Annotated in this window: 21 protein-coding genes and 2 riboswitches; of the genes, 12 read left to right on the top strand and 9 right to left on the bottom strand. The window is 31.3% G+C overall.

Annotated elements, in window-relative coordinates; genetic code table 11:
• Window positions 1–147: 147 nt before the first annotated feature.
• A riboswitch (SAM riboswitch) is annotated at window positions 148–259 on the top strand.
• A gap of 105 nt (window positions 260–364) precedes the next feature.
• The 3 genes from metK to HMPREF2658_RS06360 all read left to right on the top strand — a co-directional run bounded on the left by metK (window position 365) and on the right by HMPREF2658_RS06360 (window position 3,636).
• Entirely contained in the window at window positions 365–1,558 is a 1,194-nt protein-coding gene (gene metK / locus HMPREF2658_RS06370; RefSeq protein ID WP_000933821.1) for a methionine adenosyltransferase, read from the top strand.
• 124 nt (window positions 1,559–1,682) lie between these two features.
• Complete coding sequence (locus HMPREF2658_RS06365; protein ID WP_000366165.1) at window positions 1,683–2,591, top strand: nuclease-related domain-containing protein; 909 nt, start codon at window positions 1,683–1,685, stop codon at window positions 2,589–2,591.
• 211 nt (window positions 2,592–2,802) lie between these two features.
• On the top strand, window positions 2,803–3,636 hold the full coding sequence (locus HMPREF2658_RS06360; protein WP_000453324.1) for an aldo/keto reductase: 834 nt from the start codon (window positions 2,803–2,805) through the stop codon (window positions 3,634–3,636).
• A 249-nt stretch (window positions 3,637–3,885) separates the two neighbouring features.
• On the opposite strand, the gene HMPREF2658_RS06355 is transcribed toward HMPREF2658_RS06360, so the two are convergent.
• The 3 genes from HMPREF2658_RS06355 to HMPREF2658_RS06345 form a co-directional block, all read right to left on the bottom strand.
• Entirely contained in the window at window positions 3,886–4,239 is a 354-nt protein-coding gene (locus HMPREF2658_RS06355) for a fluoride efflux transporter FluC (protein WP_000623468.1), read from the bottom strand.
• A complete protein-coding gene (gene crcB, locus HMPREF2658_RS06350) occupies window positions 4,236–4,601 on the bottom strand; it encodes a fluoride efflux transporter CrcB (RefSeq protein ID WP_001200545.1) in 366 nt (121 codons plus the stop codon). The genes HMPREF2658_RS06355 and crcB overlap by 4 nt, the downstream gene beginning before the upstream one ends.
• A 255-nt stretch (window positions 4,602–4,856) precedes the next feature.
• Window positions 4,857–5,159: a hypothetical protein gene (locus HMPREF2658_RS06345; protein WP_000091443.1), complete on the bottom strand. Its 303-nt coding sequence runs from the start codon at window positions 5,157–5,159 to the stop codon at window positions 4,857–4,859.
• A 258-nt stretch (window positions 5,160–5,417) separates the two neighbouring features.
• Between HMPREF2658_RS06345 and HMPREF2658_RS06340 the strand changes: the two genes are divergently transcribed.
• A complete protein-coding gene (locus HMPREF2658_RS06340) occupies window positions 5,418–6,131 on the top strand; it encodes a transaldolase (RefSeq protein WP_001096494.1) in 714 nt (237 codons plus the stop codon).
• Window positions 6,132–6,630: 499 nt separating this feature from the next.
• Here HMPREF2658_RS06340 and HMPREF2658_RS06335 read toward each other — a convergent pair whose 3' ends face one another.
• Both HMPREF2658_RS06335 and HMPREF2658_RS06330 read right to left on the bottom strand, forming a co-directional pair.
• Window positions 6,631–7,251, bottom strand: a complete 621-nt coding sequence (locus HMPREF2658_RS06335) for a CPBP family intramembrane glutamic endopeptidase (RefSeq protein ID WP_000492904.1) — start codon at window positions 7,249–7,251, stop codon at window positions 6,631–6,633.
• A gap of 166 nt (window positions 7,252–7,417) precedes the next feature.
• Window positions 7,418–8,053, bottom strand: coding sequence for a CPBP family intramembrane glutamic endopeptidase (locus tag HMPREF2658_RS06330; RefSeq protein WP_001168913.1), 636 nt, complete (start codon window positions 8,051–8,053; stop codon window positions 7,418–7,420).
• Window positions 8,054–8,349: 296 nt separating this feature from the next.
• Between HMPREF2658_RS06330 and HMPREF2658_RS06325 the strand changes: the two genes are divergently transcribed.
• A complete protein-coding gene (locus tag HMPREF2658_RS06325) occupies window positions 8,350–8,793 on the top strand; it encodes a hypothetical protein (RefSeq protein ID WP_001030473.1) in 444 nt (147 codons plus the stop codon).
• On the opposite strand, the gene HMPREF2658_RS06320 is transcribed toward HMPREF2658_RS06325, so the two are convergent.
• Complete coding sequence (locus HMPREF2658_RS06320; RefSeq protein WP_001152694.1) at window positions 8,780–9,223, bottom strand: competence protein ComK; 444 nt, start codon at window positions 9,221–9,223, stop codon at window positions 8,780–8,782. The genes HMPREF2658_RS06325 and HMPREF2658_RS06320 overlap by 14 nt on opposite strands.
• 112 nt (window positions 9,224–9,335) lie before the next feature.
• On the bottom strand, window positions 9,336–9,806 hold the full coding sequence (locus HMPREF2658_RS06315) for a sigma-70 family RNA polymerase sigma factor (RefSeq protein WP_000671060.1): 471 nt from the start codon (window positions 9,804–9,806) through the stop codon (window positions 9,336–9,338).
• Between the two features lie 198 nt (window positions 9,807–10,004).
• On the opposite strand from HMPREF2658_RS06315, the gene HMPREF2658_RS06310 reads away from it, so the two are divergent.
• A complete protein-coding gene (locus HMPREF2658_RS06310; RefSeq protein ID WP_000384171.1) occupies window positions 10,005–10,229 on the top strand; it encodes a hypothetical protein in 225 nt (74 codons plus the stop codon).
• Window positions 10,230–10,503: 274 nt separating this feature from the next.
• Window positions 10,504–11,358 carry a peptidoglycan release complex glucosaminidase SagB gene (locus HMPREF2658_RS06305; protein ID WP_001032834.1) on the top strand — a complete coding sequence of 285 codons (855 nt, stop codon included), beginning with the start codon at window positions 10,504–10,506 and terminating at the stop codon, window positions 11,356–11,358.
• 86 nt (window positions 11,359–11,444) lie between these two features.
• Here HMPREF2658_RS06305 and arsB read toward each other — a convergent pair whose 3' ends face one another.
• Both arsB and HMPREF2658_RS06295 read right to left on the bottom strand, forming a co-directional pair.
• Window positions 11,445–12,737: an arsenite efflux transporter membrane subunit ArsB gene (arsB, locus tag HMPREF2658_RS06300; RefSeq protein WP_000989113.1), complete on the bottom strand. Its 1,293-nt coding sequence runs from the start codon at window positions 12,735–12,737 to the stop codon at window positions 11,445–11,447.
• Complete coding sequence (locus HMPREF2658_RS06295) at window positions 12,737–13,051, bottom strand: ArsR/SmtB family transcription factor (protein WP_000221174.1); 315 nt, start codon at window positions 13,049–13,051, stop codon at window positions 12,737–12,739. The genes arsB and HMPREF2658_RS06295 overlap by 1 nt, the downstream gene beginning before the upstream one ends.
• Window positions 13,052–13,693: 642 nt before the next feature.
• On the opposite strand from HMPREF2658_RS06295, the gene HMPREF2658_RS06290 reads away from it, so the two are divergent.
• The 5 genes from HMPREF2658_RS06290 to ribE (HMPREF2658_RS06270) all read left to right on the top strand — a co-directional run bounded on the left by HMPREF2658_RS06290 (window position 13,694) and on the right by ribE (HMPREF2658_RS06270) (window position 19,029).
• On the top strand, window positions 13,694–15,196 hold the full coding sequence (locus HMPREF2658_RS06290) for an FAD/NAD(P)-binding protein (RefSeq protein WP_001261660.1): 1,503 nt from the start codon (window positions 13,694–13,696) through the stop codon (window positions 15,194–15,196).
• A gap of 218 nt (window positions 15,197–15,414) precedes the next feature.
• Window positions 15,415–15,550: riboswitch (FMN riboswitch) on the top strand.
• Between the two features lie 127 nt (window positions 15,551–15,677).
• The gene (ribD, locus tag HMPREF2658_RS06285) at window positions 15,678–16,721 is read left to right on the top strand and encodes a bifunctional diaminohydroxyphosphoribosylaminopyrimidine deaminase/5-amino-6-(5-phosphoribosylamino)uracil reductase RibD (RefSeq protein ID WP_000077348.1); all 1,044 of its coding nucleotides are present in this window, start codon (window positions 15,678–15,680) and stop codon (window positions 16,719–16,721) included.
• Window positions 16,722–16,727: 6 nt separating this feature from the next.
• Window positions 16,728–17,360 carry a riboflavin synthase gene (ribE, locus tag HMPREF2658_RS06280; RefSeq protein WP_000493880.1) on the top strand — a complete coding sequence of 211 codons (633 nt, stop codon included), beginning with the start codon at window positions 16,728–16,730 and terminating at the stop codon, window positions 17,358–17,360.
• 10 nt (window positions 17,361–17,370) lie between these two features.
• A complete protein-coding gene (locus HMPREF2658_RS06275) occupies window positions 17,371–18,552 on the top strand; it encodes a bifunctional 3,4-dihydroxy-2-butanone-4-phosphate synthase/GTP cyclohydrolase II (RefSeq protein WP_001159030.1) in 1,182 nt (393 codons plus the stop codon).
• A 12-nt stretch (window positions 18,553–18,564) separates the two neighbouring features.
• A complete protein-coding gene (ribE, locus tag HMPREF2658_RS06270) occupies window positions 18,565–19,029 on the top strand; it encodes a 6,7-dimethyl-8-ribityllumazine synthase (protein ID WP_001008551.1) in 465 nt (154 codons plus the stop codon).
• The last annotated feature ends 6 nt before the right edge of the window (window positions 19,030–19,035 follow it).

The raw sequence follows: 19,035 nt of genomic DNA, 5'->3' as shown, positions 1-19,035 counted from the left end.
CCCTCCAAAGCGATAATTTAAATGTAAGCCTTTACATTTAATTAGTATAACACATTAACATAATTAATCTACAATATTTTACTGGAAATTTATTTATGAAAAATTGACATTAATTCATTAATTAGGTACTATTATTTTTAACGGATTCTCTTATCCTGAGTGGTGGAGGGACATGGACCCAATGAAACCCAGCAACCTCTTTTTTTATAAAAGAAAGGTGCCAAACCGTTTGCAGACAAATAGGTCTGAACGATAAGAGCGAATGGACGTATTAGGCCTTCTCTCTATATTAATAGTTAGAAGGTCTTTTTTATTTAGCTCACAGAGAGAGAATTTTCGTAATATAAATTTAAAGGAGCAAACTATGTTAAATAACAAACGATTATTTACTTCAGAGTCTGTTACAGAAGGACACCCAGATAAAATCGCTGACCAAGTGTCAGATGCAATATTAGATGCTATTTTAAAAGACGATCCAAATGCTCGTGTAGCTTGTGAAACAACTGTTACAACAGGTATGGCATTGATCGCCGGCGAAATTTCTACAACAACATATGTTGATATTCCGAAAGTTGTAAGAGAAACAATCAAAGAAATTGGATACACAAGAGCAAAATATGGCTATGATTATGAAACAATGGCAATTTTAACTGCGATTGATGAACAATCACCTGACATTGCACAAGGCGTGGATAAAGCATTAGAGTATCGTGATAAAGATAGCGAAGAAGAAATTGAAGCAACAGGTGCAGGTGACCAAGGTTTAATGTTTGGTTACGCAACGAATGAAACAGAGACGTATATGCCTCTAGCAATTTATTTATCACATCAATTGGCAAAACGTTTATCAGATGTGCGTAAAGATGGTACGTTAAATTATTTACGACCAGACGGTAAAGTTCAGGTCACTGTTGAATATGATGAAAATGATAACCCTGTACGTATTGATACGATTGTCGTATCAACACAACATGCTGAGGATGTGACACTTGAACAAATTCAAGAAGACATTAAAGCGCATGTCATTTATCCAACTGTTCCTGAAAACTTGATTAATGACCAAACTAAATTTTACATCAATCCTACAGGACGCTTTGTAATCGGTGGACCTCAAGGTGATGCAGGATTAACAGGACGTAAAATCATTGTTGATACGTACGGTGGCTATGCACGTCATGGTGGCGGATGCTTCAGTGGTAAGGATCCTACAAAAGTAGACCGTTCAGCTGCATATGCTGCACGTTATGTGGCTAAAAATATTGTTGCAGCAGGTTTAGCAGATCAATGTGAAGTACAATTGGCATATGCGATTGGTGTTGCAGAACCAGTGTCAATTGCAATTGATACATTTGGAACAGGTAAAGTTTCTGAAGGGCAACTTGTCGAAGCAGTTAGAAAACACTTTGACCTAAGACCTGCAGGTATTATTAAAATGCTTGATTTGAAACAACCGATTTACAAACAAACTGCTGCTTATGGTCATTTTGGACGTACAGATGTCTTATTCCCATGGGAAAAATTAGACAAAGTGGAAGAATTAAAAGACGCAGTAAAATAATAAGATGAATTGAATATAGCTAAATAAAAGATTTTCGGTATATAAATGATAATATGTATCGAAAATCTTTAGCTTTTCTATTATAATTAAAGTTATTCATATATTAAAAAGGAGCGTTGTTGTGATGGATTTATCTTCACCGGTAGTCATTGGACTCATTATTGCAGTAGTCATTGCATTAATCTTTTTTGTCCTTTTCTTAGTTGCCTTAGGTAGTAAGAAAAAAGTTAAGCGACAAACAGAAGAAAAGTATGAACAACAAGAACAAAACATTAAAAAGTCTCATGAAGAAGCTTTAGAGAAAGAGCGTATTCAAAATAAAAAGACAATTACAAAACAACAAGAAGATTATAATCACATGGTTAGTACAAAAGATCGTGAGATTGACGCATTAAAATTGTTCTCGAAAAATCATAGTGAATATGTAACGGACATGAGATTAATTGGTATTCGTGAAAGATTAGTTAAAGAAAAACGAATTCGACCAGAAGATATGCACATTATGGCAAATATCTTTTTACCAAAGGATGGCTTTAATAATATTGAACGTATTAGTCATTTAGTATTAACAAGAACTGGTCTTTATATTATTGATTCTCAATTGTTAAAAGGTCATGTTTATAATGGTATTAGTGGCGGTCAATTTAAAGATTTACCACCAATGGAACAAGTATTTGATACATTAGATTTAGATAAATCTAGACCGCAAACTATTGTGATGGATCAAAATGATGACAAACGTTCATTATCATTTGTAAATTATTCAGATCAAATTGAGGCGATTAAACAATTGGCTGAAGACTTACAAAAACATTTAGGTGCTAAATATACACCGACTTCAATTTTATACTTTAATCCTAAAAATGAAGGCGATGTAACGATTTCAAATTACAATCAAAATAGTGCAGTCAAAGTACTTGTGGGCGCTGAACAATTAGACGAATTCTTTAACAAATTTGTATTCCATGGTCGTATTCAATACAACGTGGAAGACTTACAACAAATGATGGATAAAATTGAATCATTCAATTAAATGTTAGGCTGAAGTGATGACTATATGTTGTTACTTCGGCTTTTTTAGTTTGTCATAAATTAAACAGAATTTCTTTAACATTTTGATTAATATTTGAAAGATATTACTAGCATTTTAGTGGTTGATTGCTGTAAGTGTTTTTTATCATGTATTCAACTCAGATTTGTTATGATAACAGGGTATAATACATCAAAAAGGTGAGGCGATATTTATGGAGGTTAAAACATTTTATAATGGAAACACGATGCCACAAATTGGTTTAGGGACATTTCGTGTGGAAAATGATGAAAATTGCATGGAAAGTGTTAAGTATGCCATTGAACAAGGATATCGTAGTATTGATACCGCAAAAGTTTATGGGAATGAAGAACAAGTTGGTACTGGTATTCGTGCCGGATTGGAATCAACTGGTATTGCTAGAGAAGACTTATTTATTACTTCAAAATTATATTTTGAGGATTTTGGTCGTGAAAATGTAGCAGCTGCTTACGAAGCTAGTTTATCTAGATTAGGTTTAAAATACTTAGATTTGTATCTAGTACATTGGCCAGGTACGAACGAAGCCGTAATGGTTGATACATGGAAAGGTATGGAAGATTTATATAAAAATAATAAAGTTAAAAATATAGGTGTCAGCAATTTTGAACCTGAACATTTGGAAGCTTTGTTGGCACAAGTGTCAATTAAACCTGTAATTAATCAGGTTGAATATCATCCATATTTAACGCAACATAAATTGAAATTATATTTGGCAGCACAACATATCGTGATGGAATCTTGGTCACCATTGATGAATGCACAAATTTTAAATGATGAGACAATTAAAGACATTGCTCAAGAATTAGGAAAGTCACCTGCCCAAGTTGTTTTAAGATGGAATGTGCAGCATGGAGTGGTTACAATCCCTAAATCGGTGACACCAAACAGAATCTCTGAAAACTTCCGAATATTTGATTTCGAATTATCAGATGAACAAATGACGCGAATTGATGGTTTAAATCAAGATAAGAGAATTGGACCTGATCCAAAAACTTTTGAAGGCTAGGAAACAAATCGGTGAATTTTTGATATGGTCAGATAAATTGTCAACGTTAGGTAATAGACATATTGCTTAACGTTTTATTTTCGACTAGTTTGGGGAATTTATTGACATTCACATTATTTAAACGGCAACAAAGATTGTTTTATTTTGATAGGCATTATATGGTGTTAAAAAATTTGCATGAAAATTAAAAAATGCTTCGTTCAGGAAGGTGTCATTATTTACCTATTTGCTGAATGAAGCATTTTATTTTTAAATATGATAGCCAATATAACAAGCTATAAATCCAATGATGAATTGTAAAAGTGAATAATTGAGAAAAAGGTTAATATTAAATTTTGGTGTCATCATTAATGTAAGTTCCTTGGCTAACGTTGAGAAAGTTGTTAAGCCACCTAAAAAACCGGTAACAAAGAACGCAGGGAACCATGAGATTGAAATTGATAAGCCTATAGTTAATCCAATTAAAAAACTACCAACAAGATTTACTATCAATGTTGCGATAGGTAACTTGGAAGTAAATATATGATTAAAATAATCAGTAACGGCACTTCTAGCTATTGCACCCAAACCGCCGCCAATTATGACTAAAATGATTGATATCATGATAAACCACCACCTAGTTTTATACCGACGTAACATAACAAAATACCAAAGACATAACTTGTTACAGCATATAGTAGTAAAGTTATAAATTGTTGATGATCAAACATGTGTATTAATTCTAATTGAAATGTTGAAAAAGTCGTTAAAGCACCAAGAAAACCAGTCGTAATAGCTTTTTTTAGGGTTGGATGGTTTGAAAAAAATTCAATTGTTAAGGCTGTTAGCAATCCCATTACAAAGGCACCAGTCAAATTTGCTATCAGTGTTCCGATTGGAAAACCTCCGTCAGTATTCAGAAAAGAAATGAGGTAACGTAATAAAGCGCCTAAAGCACCACCGATAAAAATATATACATATTGCATTTGGTTCACCTCGAAAAGAAATAGTTTGAATTTAAAAAAGAGGTTTTGGCAACGCGACGACAAAAATTGTCGATGCATTATCAAACCTCATTATATGTTATATCTTGTTGTATAACTATAGCGATTAGATGCATAGTTATGATTTCGAAAATCTAATATTTTTTATACGCAACAACGTCATCAAATGGATTTACTCATTTTAGTATGATACATTGTATTGTTTTGTATTAAGGCTACATTGACATTTTATCTTTTTTAAATAAAACCGAATGTGTGAACAATCGAAAAGATATGTACTAAAATAACGATTAGAATAATCCAAGGCAAACTTTTACTCGCAATTCTAATCCAATCTGCATCAGGCTTTAGTGATTTAATTGAACGATCTGCAAAAATTATAGACAATATTAGTATAATTGAGTTAATAACACTGCAGAAAAGTATTAATTTAATAAAAGAATTAAAAAGCCCACTTAGGAAAACGTTATTTGTATTAAAGAAAAAGCTTAAAATAATCATTAAGCTAGATAAGTAAAAGTATTTTTTTGAACGAGACATGCTAGACCTCCTGGATGGTTATCATTTACATATCGTATCATAAACAATCATAAAACAATAGTTTAATTACCTTGTTGACACAATGTTGCTAAAGTCATTTTTAAGAAATATAGGCAAAAAATTAGCTATATATTATAAAAGCGTGATATAAATGTTTTATATAACAAAGAAATAAAAATCATTTTTTACAAATGGTTGTAAGAAAAAGACATGCAGATGTTGTTAAAATTTTAATAAGAATCAAGGAGGCTATATTATATGGCTAAACTAAATGTAGAAGTATTTGCGGATGGTGCAGATATTGAAGAAATGAAAGCAGCTTATAAAAACAAACAAGTGGATGGTTTTACAACAAATCCTAGTTTAATGGCGAAAGCGGGCGTAACAGATTACAAAGCTTTTGCTGAAGAAGCTGTGAAAGAAATTCCAGATGCTTCAATTTCATTTGAAGTATTTGCAGACGATTTAGAAACTATGGAAAAAGAAGCAGCAATTTTAAAACAATATGGCGAAAATGTATTTGTTAAAATTCCTATTGTAAATACAAAAGGTGAATCAACGATTCCTTTAATTAAAAAACTTTCAGCTGACAATGTGAGATTAAACGTTACGGCTGTTTATACAATTGAACAAGTTAAAGAAATAACTGAAGCAGTAACTGAAGGTGTGCCAACATATGTTTCAGTATTTGCAGGACGTATTGCAGATACAGGCGTAGATCCATTACCATTAATGAAAGAGGCTGTAAAAGTTACGCATAGTAAAGACGGCGTTAAATTATTATGGGCAAGTTGCCGCGAATTATTCAATGTGATTCAAGCTGATGAAATTGGTGCAGATATTATTACATGCCCAGCAGATGTTGTGAAAAAAGTGAATACAAACTTAGGTCGCGATATTAACGAATTATCAGTAGATACAGTTAAAGGCTTTGCGAAAGATATTCAATCTTCAGGTCTTTCTATTTTATAATATATAAATATATTTAAACCCTCATAGGCATTGTGCTTATGGGGGTTTAAATATTGGAGTCAATTTTAAATTAATATGTATTTCATTGCCTGTAGAAATTGAAATACAATTTCTCTATGTTGGGCACCGCCATCTTGCACATTATTGTGAGTTAATCTTTCCTATGTTGGGGCCCGTACCCCAACGCGCATTGCTTGTAGAATTTCTTGTCGAAATTCTCTGTGTTGGGGCCCCTATAATTGAAAAGCTTATTATCATTCAGTCAATGACTGTTAATATAACAGTATAGAGAGTCTGGGATAGGCTCGATAACTATAAAAAATAGCTATGAAAAAATCTATGACGATAGATTTTTTCATAGCTAAACTTAATATATTTTGTTGTTTTGATATAATTACAGAACGTAAATATGCAATAACATTTAGAAAGTCACCTATTAATACTTTGTAAAAGCTTTGGTGTCATCATGTAAATATCAAAATAATTAATGATTTTATTGTTACATGGCTAAGAGGTTATTGATAAAATGTATTAAAATCGGTACCTCTAATCGTTTTGTTTTTAAGTAAGTATAGCCAAAAATTAAACCTGAATAAAAATACGGAAGATAACCAATCAGCGTGTCTGATTCATGTATTAGCGTGAAGAATACAGTTGAAACAATAAAACCTAAGAAAAGATGATTTCTAAATAAAATTCGTATAATCAATCCACGACAGATGATTTCTTCTGTAATTGGTGGAATGATAGCATTACTAAGCAGAGCTAAGTGGTAAGGTGCATCTTCAGACTCTTCATCTATCAATATTTCATTTAATGTAGGCGGTGCGAACATATCATATAAGTAATCTAATCCATACATCAACAAAAATCCAAATATAATATAAAGCATATGAGTGAATTTTAATTTTTTGAAAGATAATAAATTGATATTTAAAACTTTAAGAAGTACAACACCTAGTAATATAATAAATAGCCCAACATACTCATGGTCATAACTGACGTCTGTTCCATAATTAATTACTAAAAAAATGACCAACATTTTTAAAACTGCAATTAAATAATTGTCCTTTGTTACAGACAAATCATCAACAAAAATATTGTTATTCCTCGAAAACATATTAATTCTCCTAAAATAAAGTTTGACGTTTAATTTTTATGAAAATTAAGTTAATTATACAAGATTTTTTATTGCTTTAAAAGCTTGTATATCATTAATTTGTAGTGCATATCGTTTTGTGAATAACATGTTGAGGGGTAATCATTGTGAATTATATCAACTAGTATTATCCCCATATCAGAATGAGTAATGAGGATAGGTTATTTATAAAGTGGATTAAAATAACGACTTCTAATCGCTTTGTTTTTAAATATATTAGGCCAAAAATCACTCCAGAATATAAATAAGGTAAGTACCCAATCCAAGTATCCGATTCATGCAATGATGCAAACACTAGACTAGACACAACTAATCCAATAAATAAATGCTTTCTAAATACAACTCTTATTATCATGCCTCGAAAAACGATTTCTTCTACAATGGCAGGGATAATAGCAATTGTGACAATAGACATATACAAAGGCGTATGTTGTAATTCTCGATCTAATTCTTGTTCATTTGTCGGTACGTCATGAAAATGTAAATAAAGATAATCTAACCCATAAATTAGCAATGCACCACCGATGATATAAATCACTTGTGACAATGTTAATTTTTTAAATGAGAGTAAATTAATTTTGAATAACCGTAATAACACGATACCGATGAGCACTATAAACACGCCATAAAGTATGTGTGTATCACTGACAACGAAGCCAATTAGTAGAATAATAGTAATAAAGAATGCGGATAATAAAGTTAGAAAATAATTTCCACGTGCAACTGATAAATCATCGTAAAACAAATCCTTGAATTTCTGCATATTTAGTCCTTTCTATCATCTTTAAAATAAATATTAAAGCATTTCATTGGTATGTTCATTTTCATTATATGAGAAACTTAGACATGATTAAAGGCGCATCATTACACATAACTAAAACCATTTGTTTGCAATATAAACGGTGTTAATTATACCGTGTCAAATTACTAAAAATAAAATTGCAAAGTTAATTTTGTAGATTTGATGCATGTATTTCTGTAAAATATATAAAATACAATGTTCATTGGCAATCATGTATAAAATAGCGTCAATATGAAAAAGGAGAGAAATCCTTAATTATGAATAAAGCATCGTTCGATAAAAAGGTTAAAAAGCAATTATGGTTTTTGAACAAAAAGGAAAAACAGGCATTAGATCAACGGTTGTCTAGTATTACTGACAAGGACAATGTGAACTTTAATAAGCCAATCACCTTTGCTAATGGTTACTTAAGAGAAAATGTATTTCGTAGTAAAGAAACTAAAAGTTATAGCGTCTTTGTAACATTAGTAGTGATGATGTTTGCATACGTTGCTTTATTAGGTTTGTTTTTATTTGGATTAATTACAAGTCTATCTGGTGTGCAATTTTTCGTTAACCCTAAAGTAGAATTGTCGACAACGGTTGTTATTTTAACAATCATTGGGGCGATTTTATTAATGTTAGTTAGTATCTATTTAATAAAAATCACAACATCATATTTTACAAAGAAACTGTTAGAACATAAATTTAATGGTCATTAGTATTTTCAATGAAATGCTTCAATGCTAAACTTTCATAGCATTTTTTGGAAATAAGAGACATGGGTTCATCGACTTCTAATGTTTTACCATTTTTGAAATGGAGCATAGTCGAATTGCCCATTTCCGTCATACCAATTATATAGTGTGCATTGATATATGTTTGTATCGGTGCACGCTTTTGTTTTATTGGGAAAAGAATCGTTTTTGGATTAAGGTAAATAGGCACCAGCTTGTTAATGTTGAGTATGCTTTTTGCCGCATCGATTAAAATTGATGCTGATGTAAAATGCAATTTAGCATAATAAGGAATGGCTTTAGTAATAGGGAATTCGAGATTGTATTCATGGTACAGAAAGACACATTTTGTCTCAAGATGGTTCGAAGTTGCGGTTTGGATATAAAGTAGGTGTTTTGTAGAAATGTCTTGCAAATATAGTGCTCCTTTTCAATCAGTTAATAATAAAATGGTTCGCATAAATGAAGTGCATATTATTGAGCGTTCCAAGAGTATTAATCATTTTAATCAACACGACGCGTCGCATCTATTCAAAAAACCGTTGGCATTTACGCTTAACTGATGCCTTTATTAATTTAATTGTTGAAGTTGATAATGACATACTATCAGCAATTTCATATTGCTTATAGCCTTCAAGATAAAGCATAAGCCACTGTCGTTCCCTGTGGTTTAGTAGGGCACAAACATCTTGTAAACGAAGGTCATATTCATTAAAGTATGTTGGCTGTTCAGTAAGTATTGGTGAATGATTTTCACATAAAATGATATCATTTAAACGTTTTTGTTGTCTGAATAGATCGATAAGGTAAAAGTTTAGTCGCATGAATAAAAAAGAGGATAAAGATTGATTGCTTGAGGGTTTATATATCTGACTCAATTGCCACATTTTTATCAAGAGTAGTTGATAATACTCATCATAATTATAGCTAATATTATATTTTTTTAAAAGATGGTGTATGATTTTGTGGTGTTTGTTGTATACGTCATTAAATTTCAAGTAGTCATTCTCCAAGTTATACGTATAACAAATATTTCCGGATAAAATTAGAATAAAATATTTAGAAAAATCATTCATTTGCGTAATCGCTAAATTAAGTGTTAAATATAAGACATAAGTAATTAATTTAATGTGATATGATGTATTATTACTTTGCTAAATAGTAGATAGAACAAAATTTGTAATCGGGAGGTAACAATGGATTACGCACATTTAAATTTAGAACATTTTTTTGCACGAAACGACGATTTAGATGTTATAAGAGATCGCGCTGATTTCGTGATGATAAATAACTTCACTAATGAAATGATGTATCGTGATGGTCAAATTGAAGGTACGATTGATTTAAATCAGTACTATTATAAAAATAGATCAAATGCAGCAAGTTTTATTATGATGGATTATAAAAAAGAAACTAAGTAAACGAACAAGAGAATTTTTGTTTTTTAATACGTGAATAATAAGATTATTGATATAAAGGTTTTCAAAGGTTATACAAAAAGGTAAAACATTTATGATTCGTGAATCAAAGTATAGTAATGTTGATAAATCGTTTAAAACGTTTCATTTACATTACCGTTTATTTATGAATATGTAACAATGCATAGATAAAATTGTTAAACGGTTTTAATAATGTTAAACTTTATTATCGTAGTCAAACTGAATGTATAACAACAATGACCTAAGAGGTGTGGATATGAATAAACACAAGAAAGGTTCTATTTTTGGAATAATAGGACTTGTTGTCATATTTGCTGTTGTCTCATTTTTATTTTTCTCAATGATATCCGATCAGATATTTTTCAAACATGTTAAATCCGACATTAAGATTGAAAAGTTAAATGTTACATTAAACGATGCAGCAAAGAAACAAATAAATAATTATACGAGTCAACAGGTATCAAATAAAAAGAATGATGCATGGAGAGATGCATCTGCAACTGAAATTAAAAGTGCAATGGATAGCGGTACTTTTATCGATAATGAAAAGCAAAAATATCAATTTTTAGATTTATCAAAGTATCAAGGGATTGATAAAAATAGAATTAAACGTATGTTAGTAGATAGACCAACATTATTGAAGCATACGGATGATTTCTTAAAAGCTGCTAAAGATAAGCACGTTAACGAAGTTTATTTAATTTCACATGCATTATTAGAAACTGGCGCAGTTAAAAGTGAATTAGCTAATGGAGTCGAAATTAATGGCAAAAAATACTACAATTTCTATGGAGTAGGAGCCCTTGATAAAGACCCAATTAAAACAGGTGCAGAATATGCTAAAAAGCATGGTTGGGATACACCTGAAAAAGCTATTTCAGGCGGTGCTGATTTCATTCATAAGCACTTCTTATCAAGCACAGATCAAAATACATTGTATAGTATGAGATGGAATCCAAAAAATCCAGGAGAACATCAATATGCTACTGATATTAAGTGGGCAGAAAGTAATGCAACAATTATCGCTGACTTTTATAAGAATATGAAGACTGAAGGAAAATACTTCAAATACTTTGTGTATAAAGATGACAGTAAACATTTGAATAAGTAAATTGTTAGAGTTAAGTTATGATATGACTTGCTCAAGTACAAAAAGACGCTTTCTATCGCAATAAATAGAAAGCGTCTTTTTATTTCTTAAAATAGTATAAGTGTTAGATATAATCCTAAAAGTGTGAAAAATAGTACTGGAATTGTAATGATGATACCATTTTTAAAGTATGTGCCCCAAGAAATCTTAACATCTTTTTGTGTTAAGACGTGTAACCACAGTAATGTAGCTAAAGAGCCTATCGGTGTAATTTTTGGACCTAAATCAGAACCGATAACATTCGCATAAATTAGGCCTTCTTTTAATAAGCCATGGATATTTGATTGACCAATAGCAATCGCATCTATTAAAACTGTAGGCATATTATTCATTATTGATGATAAAAATGCTGAAATGAAGCCCATTCCCAAAATGGTGCTAAATAGACCGTAATTGGAAATATATTCTAATATTTTAGCCAATATTAAAGTAATGCCAGCATTTCTTAAGCCGAATACGACGATATACATACCAATTGAAAATAATACTATATTCCAAGGTGCGCCCTTAATGACTTGCTTAATATTTACAGCATTTGATTTACGAGCCAATATTAGAAATATAAAAGCAATGATTCCGGTGAAAATTGATACCGGAATTTTAGTAAATTCACTGATTAGATAGCCGAAAAGTAATATAACTAGAACAATCCATGAAATTTTAAATAGCTTTAAATCATTAATGGCATCTATAGGACGCTTTATTTTATTATCTTCAAAAGTTTTAGGAATCGCTTTTCTAAAATATAACCACAAAACTAGAAGGCTAGCTAATAACGAGAATAAATTAGGGATAATCATTCTACTAAGATATTGAGAGAAACTAATGTTAAAGTAATCTGCAGAAATGATATTGACCAAATTGCTCACGATTAAAGGTAAAGACGTTGTATCAGCAATAAAACCACTCGCAATAATAAATGGAAATATGGCCCGCTTACTAAAACCTATATTTTTTACCATTGCTAATACAATGGGCGTTAAGATTAAAGCTGCGCCATCATTTGCGAAAAATGCAGCAACCACGGCACCCAATAATATGATATAAACGAACATTTTTAGGCCACTACCTTTTGAAGCATGTAACATATGGATCGCTGACCATTCAAAAAATCCAATTTTATCTAATATTAATGAAATAAGTATGACTGAGACAAAAGTTAAAGTGGCATTCCAGACTATACCTGTTACTTCGAAAACATCGGAAAAACTTACAACACCAGTAATAACAGCAATAAAGGCACCAGTTAATGCGGTAATGCCAATATCTAGGCCTTTAGGTTGCCATAATACAAATAATAAAGTTACTAGAAAAATGAGTGTCGCTAAAGTTGTCATCATTAGCATTCACCAGTCTTAAGGTTATGACAAATACATCGTTGGTTAGAGGTATGAACCTTAGACAAGTTATTAATTACGGACTCAAAAATATTATGATTAAGTTGGTATAAATGTGTATTTCCGATTTTTCGTGTCGTAACAAAGTTGGTTTTTACTAATGCTTTCATATGATAGCTAAGTGTAGGTTGAGAGAATTGAAAATGTTCTAACAAATCACAAGCGCATAACTCTCCACAAGAAAGTAAATCTAGTATTTCTAATCTGCTTGGATCGGATAAAACTTTTAAAAATGTTGCTAGTTCTTTATACGTCATAACATACCTCCTAGACGTTAAATAGATTATCATCTATATAGATGAATGTCTATGTTTCTTTGGTATATTACACGATATGACTATGTAATCTAAATTTGGTTTAAGTATTAAAAGGGTATTAAAGATAAATTATAGATATTGATTTTGCAAGATATACAATTTGTTTTGCATTGAAAAAGGTGATTAGCCATATCTTGAGTGTATGGTCAATCACCTTAGTTGAATTTATTTTGTAATCAAGGGTATTGATTAAGAAGCTTTATTTTTACGACTAAAAATCATAAATAGAATTACTAATGAGATTAATATCTTTGCTATAAATTTCAATTTAATTCACCTCGTTAAAAATATTTTAACACATAAGCTGTTGTCGATATTGAATGAACATCTTTAAAACGAATCATAATTATGATGAAGTAATGAAGTATGACAATGGTGAATTCATAAAATATGGCAAATTGTTAAAAATATTTTAACACAAACACTAGATTTGATATTAAATGAAAAGTTTTAAATGGTTTAGTGGTTGTAAAAGTGAAATAATAGCTTACCTTAATAAATTTTATTAAAAATACCAAATTGCTATAATTATAGGTAATAGTATAAATATAATATTTTGAATTACAAAAGGATGGATGATATATGCGTGTAGCAATAATAGGCATGGGAACTGCTGGTGTAAGTGTATTGAGAGAGTTAGTTAAGCACCCAAAATTTAATCAATTAGATATAGATTTATACGATGATAAAGTAAATATGGGACAGGGCGTACCATTTCAAAATGATAGTTCTGAGCTGCTAATTAATATGCCTTCGAAAAAGATGAGTTTAAATTTAGATGATGAGACTGAATTTTGGAAGTGGTATAAACAGCAAACTGATTTTAATTTTGATGAACCTGCATATTTACCGAGATTTGTATTCGGACATTATATGAAATCTTATTTATCTATGTTCACGAAAAAATATCCAAATATATCAACTATTTATAATAAAGTTCAAGAGATTTATACAAATTCTAATATTGATGAAACGAATTTAACTTATTACATATGTACTACAAATTCAGAACAATCATGGCAAGCGTACGATTATGTATTTTTAACATGTGGTACATTTGCCTACCATGATCCATATAACTTAAAGGGTAAAAAAGGATATATCGCTACGCCTTATCCAACATATAATACGTTAGACGAAGTAAATGAACAGGACGATATTGCGATTATTGGTACAGGCCTTGCCAGTTTAGATGTTGTTCGTTATGTTGCTGCTCATCATCCGAAATTACCAATTACTATGACGAGTCGTTCTGCAAATTTACCAAGTGTAAGAGGTACAATGATTGACGTGTCATTCAAGTACTTAACTAAAGACAAATTAAATGACATTAAAAAACATCATTTCGGCAATGCACCGCTTGATACTTTAGTTTCTTTATTTTTAAAAGAATGTGCTGAATATGACATTGATTTTAAAAAATTAGTACATAGACGTACAGGAAATCATATTGCAGATTTGAAGTATGATTTAGCGCGTCCAACAGAAATGGGCATTTTCCAAAGTATGATTGAACATTTGAAAGAGAATTTAAATTGGATATGGAATAGCTTAAGTATTGAAGACCAACATCAATTTAATCAAAAATACTCAAAAATGATTCAATTAAATTCAAATCCAATGCCTCCAAGAACTGCTGAACTAATTATTGAATTAATAGAAAATAAGTCTTTAATTTTGAAAAAAGATTTAGAAGATGTGAAACATGATGGCAAGTTGTATTATTTTTCATACAAAAACCAAGAATCAGTAGACATATATAATGTTGTCATTAACGCGACAGGTGCAAAAAGTCATTTAAATGAATTAGATCAAGATGATCAATTAATTAAAAATCTTGAAAATAGACAAATTGTACAAGCACATCCAATGGGAGGCATACAAATCATACCGGAAACCAATCAAGTTATTAGTCCAAGGTTTGGAACATTAACAAATATGATTGCGATAGGTCAAATGACAAACGGTGTTAATAAACTACGAAATGGTGTGAAAATGATAGTAGAACAAGTTGCGCATACAGTATCTCAATTATATGATGCTTTAGAATCGAATGAGCAACAACAGCGCAGTGACAATCAATAATTTGTAACTAGAAGATAATAAAGAGAACGCTCTATAGAGACGAATTGAAGGTTTGATTTTAATGTCTGTTAGTAAGAATCATATCAATGAGATGCCTATAGTACTCAAATTATATTAAATTAAAACCGTCATTAATTGTTTTTTCAGAAAACATATAGTATCATTTTAAATGTAGTTGACATACTACGTACTCAAATAATCTATAACAATTTCATATATAATTCTTTCGGGGCAGGGTGAAATTCCCAACCGGCAGTAAATAAAGCCTGCGACCTGCTAATATGTTTCATATTAGTGGCTGATCTAGTGAGATTCTAGAGCCGACAGTTAAAGTCTGGATGGGAGAAAGAATGTTAATTATCGACAAAGATAATGTAGCGTATTTGTAAAAAATGTGTACAAATAGGCTTATTTAACGATAAATTTTTCTCCTTGCATCTTAATTCATGATGTGAGGATTTTTGTTTATAGAGGTGATCATTTGAGTCAATTTATGGATTATGCGATTCAACTTGCAAATATGGTACAAGGTCAAACAGGTGTTAATCCACCCGTTGGCGCTGTTGTAGTTAAAGAAGGTAGGATTGTTGGTATTGGTGCACACTTGAGAAAAGGTGACAAGCATGCGGAGGTTCAAGCACTTGATATGGCACAACAAAATGCTGAAGGTGCGACGATTTATATTACGTTAGAGCCATGTAGTCATTTTGGTTCAACACCACCCTGTGTTAACAAAATTATTGATTGTAAGATAGCTAAAGTAGTTTACGCAACAAAAGACAATTCGTTAAATACACATGGTGATGAGACGTTACGGGATCACGGTATTGAGGTTGAATGCGTTGATGATGAACGTGCATCACAATTATACCAAGACTTTTTTAAAGCAAAAGCAAAGCAACTGCCACAAATTACAGTGAAAGTATCTGCAAGTTTAGATGGTAAACAAGCGAATGATAATGGACAAAGTCAATGGATTACTAACAAAGAGGTTAAACAAGATGTCTATAAGTTAAGACATCGACACGACGCAGTGTTAACTGGAAGACGTACAGTTGAGTTAGATGATCCACAATATACTACACGTATTCAAGATGGAAAAAATCCTATAAAAGTAATATTGTCTAAGTCTGGGAATATTCATTTTAATCAGCAAATTTATCAAGATGAATCAACACCAATTTGGATATATACTGAAAATCCAAATTTAACAACCAATCAAACACATATTGAAATTATTTACTTGAAGTCTTGTGATTTAACAACAATTCTTCACAATTTATATAAAAGAGGAGTTGGAACTTTGCTAGTCGAGGCAGGTCCAACCACTACTTCAGAATTTCTCCAATCTAATTATATAGATGAATTTATTCTCTATTATGCCCCGAAATTAATTGGCGGATCTGGAAATTATCAATTTTATCAAACAAATGATGTGATTGAGATACCAGATGCGAACCAATTTGAAATTGTTCATTCCGAGTTATTAAATCAAAATGTCAAATTAACTTTACGAAAGAAGTGATGATGCATGTTTACTGGCATCGTTGAAGAAATAGGTGTTGTTAAAAGTGTTCAAATTCGTAAATCAGTCAGGACGATTGAAATTGAAGCACATAAAATTACGGCAGATATGCATATTGGTGATTCCATCAGTGTTAATGGTGCATGTTTAACAGTGATTGATTTTAATCAGACATCTTTTACTGTACAAGTAATTAAAGGCACTGAAAATAAAACCTATTTAGCAGATGTTAAGCGACAATCAGAAGTAAATTTAGAGCGTGCCATGAGTGGTAACGGTAGGTTTGGTGGACATTTTGTCCTCGGTCATGTAGATGAACTAGGAACAGTTTCAAAAATAAATGAAACAGCCAATGCCAAAATTATTACTATTCAATGTAGCCAACATATTAATAAGCAGTTAGTGAAACAAGGGTCTATCACTGTGGATGGTGTAAGTCTAACGGTATTTGAGAAACATGATAACAGTTTTGACATTCATCTTATTCCAGAAACGAGGCGTTCAACGATTTTATCATCCAAAAAATTAGGAGATAAAGTACATCTAGAAACAGACGTTTTGTTTAAATATGTTGAAAATATTTTAAATAAAGATAAAGACCCATTATCTGTAGATAAATTAAGAGCATTTGGTTTTTAGGAGGGGTAGCATGCAATTCGATAATATTGACAGTGCTTTAATGGCTTTAAAAAATGGAGAAACAATTATTGTAGTAGATGATGAGAATCGTGAAAATGAAGGTGATTTAGTAGCGGTCACTGAATGGATGAACGATAATACCATTAATTTTATGGCGAAAGAAGCAAGGGGATTAATATGCGCACCAGTGTCTAAAGATATTGCACAACGTTTGGATTTGGTACAAATGGTTGATGATAACTCAGACATCTTTGGTACGCAATTTACAGTGAGTATTGATCATGTAGATACAACAACAGGAATTAGCGCTTATGAACGTACATTGACTGCCAAAAAGCTCATTGATCTTAGTAGTGAAGCTAAAGATTTTAATCGTCCTGGTCATTTATTTCCATTAGTAGCACAAGATAAAGGCGTATTAGCTAGAAATGGACACACAGAAGCGGCTGTTGATTTAGCTAAACTTACTGGTGCCAAGCCCGCTGGTGTCATTTGTGAGATTATGAATGATGACGGCACGATGGCGAAAGGACAAGATTTACAAAAGTTTAAAGAAAAACATCAATTAAAGATAATTACGATTGATGATTTAATTGAATATCGTAAAAAATTAGAACCAGAAATTGAATTTAAGGCAAAAGTGAAAATGCCTACAGATTTCGGAACATTTGATATGTATGGTTTTAAAGCGACTTATACAGATGAAGAGATAGTTGTACTGACAAAAGGTGCAATTCGACAACATGAAAATGTACGCTTACATTCTGCGTGCCTTACAGGCGATATTTTCCATAGTCAACGTTGTGATTGTGGTGCTCAACTTGAATCGTCTATGAAGTATATCAATGAACATGGTGGCATGATTATTTATCTACCTCAAGAAGGTCGTGGCATAGGATTGTTAAACAAATTACGCGCATATGAATTAATTGAGCAAGGATATGATACAGTAACTGCAAATTTAGCATTAGGTTTTGATGAAGATTTGCGAGATTATCATATTGCTGCACAGATTTTAAAATATTTTAACATCGAACATATCAATTTATTAAGTAATAATCCAAGTAAATTTGAAGGATTAAAACAATATGGCATTGATATTGCAGAAAGAATTGAAGTTATCGTACCAGAAACGGTACATAATCATGATTATATGGAAACGAAAAAAATAAAAATGGGTCATTTAATATAGGAGGACTTTAACATGAATTTTGAAGGTAAATTAATTGGAAAAGATTTGAAAGTTGCAATCGTAGTTAGTCGATTTAATGATTTTATCACTGGAAGATTACTTGAAGGTGCAAAAGATACTTTGATTCGACATGATGTTAATGAAGACAATATTGATGTAGCATTTGTTCCGGGTGCGTTTGAAATTCCTTTAGTAGCTAAAAAATTAGCCTCATCAGGAAATTATGATGCAGTAATTACATTAGGATGCGTAATTCGCGGTGCTACGTCTCATTATGATTATGTTTGTAATGAAGTCGCGAAAGGTGTTTCTAAAGTAAATGATCAAACTAATGTACCAGTCATATTTGGTATTTTAACGACTGAAAGTATTGAACAAGCTGTTGAAAGAGCGGGTACGAAAGCCGGCAATAAAGGTGCCGAAGCAGCAGTAAGTGCAATTGAAATGGCTAATTTATTAAAATCTATAAAAGCATAGAGCGCT

The sequence above is a fragment of the Staphylococcus sp. HMSC062H10 genome (assembly GCF_001836945.1).
GTDB lineage: Bacteria > Bacillota > Bacilli > Staphylococcales > Staphylococcaceae > Staphylococcus > Staphylococcus aureus.
This window is presented reverse-complemented; position numbering and strand designations above follow the sequence as displayed.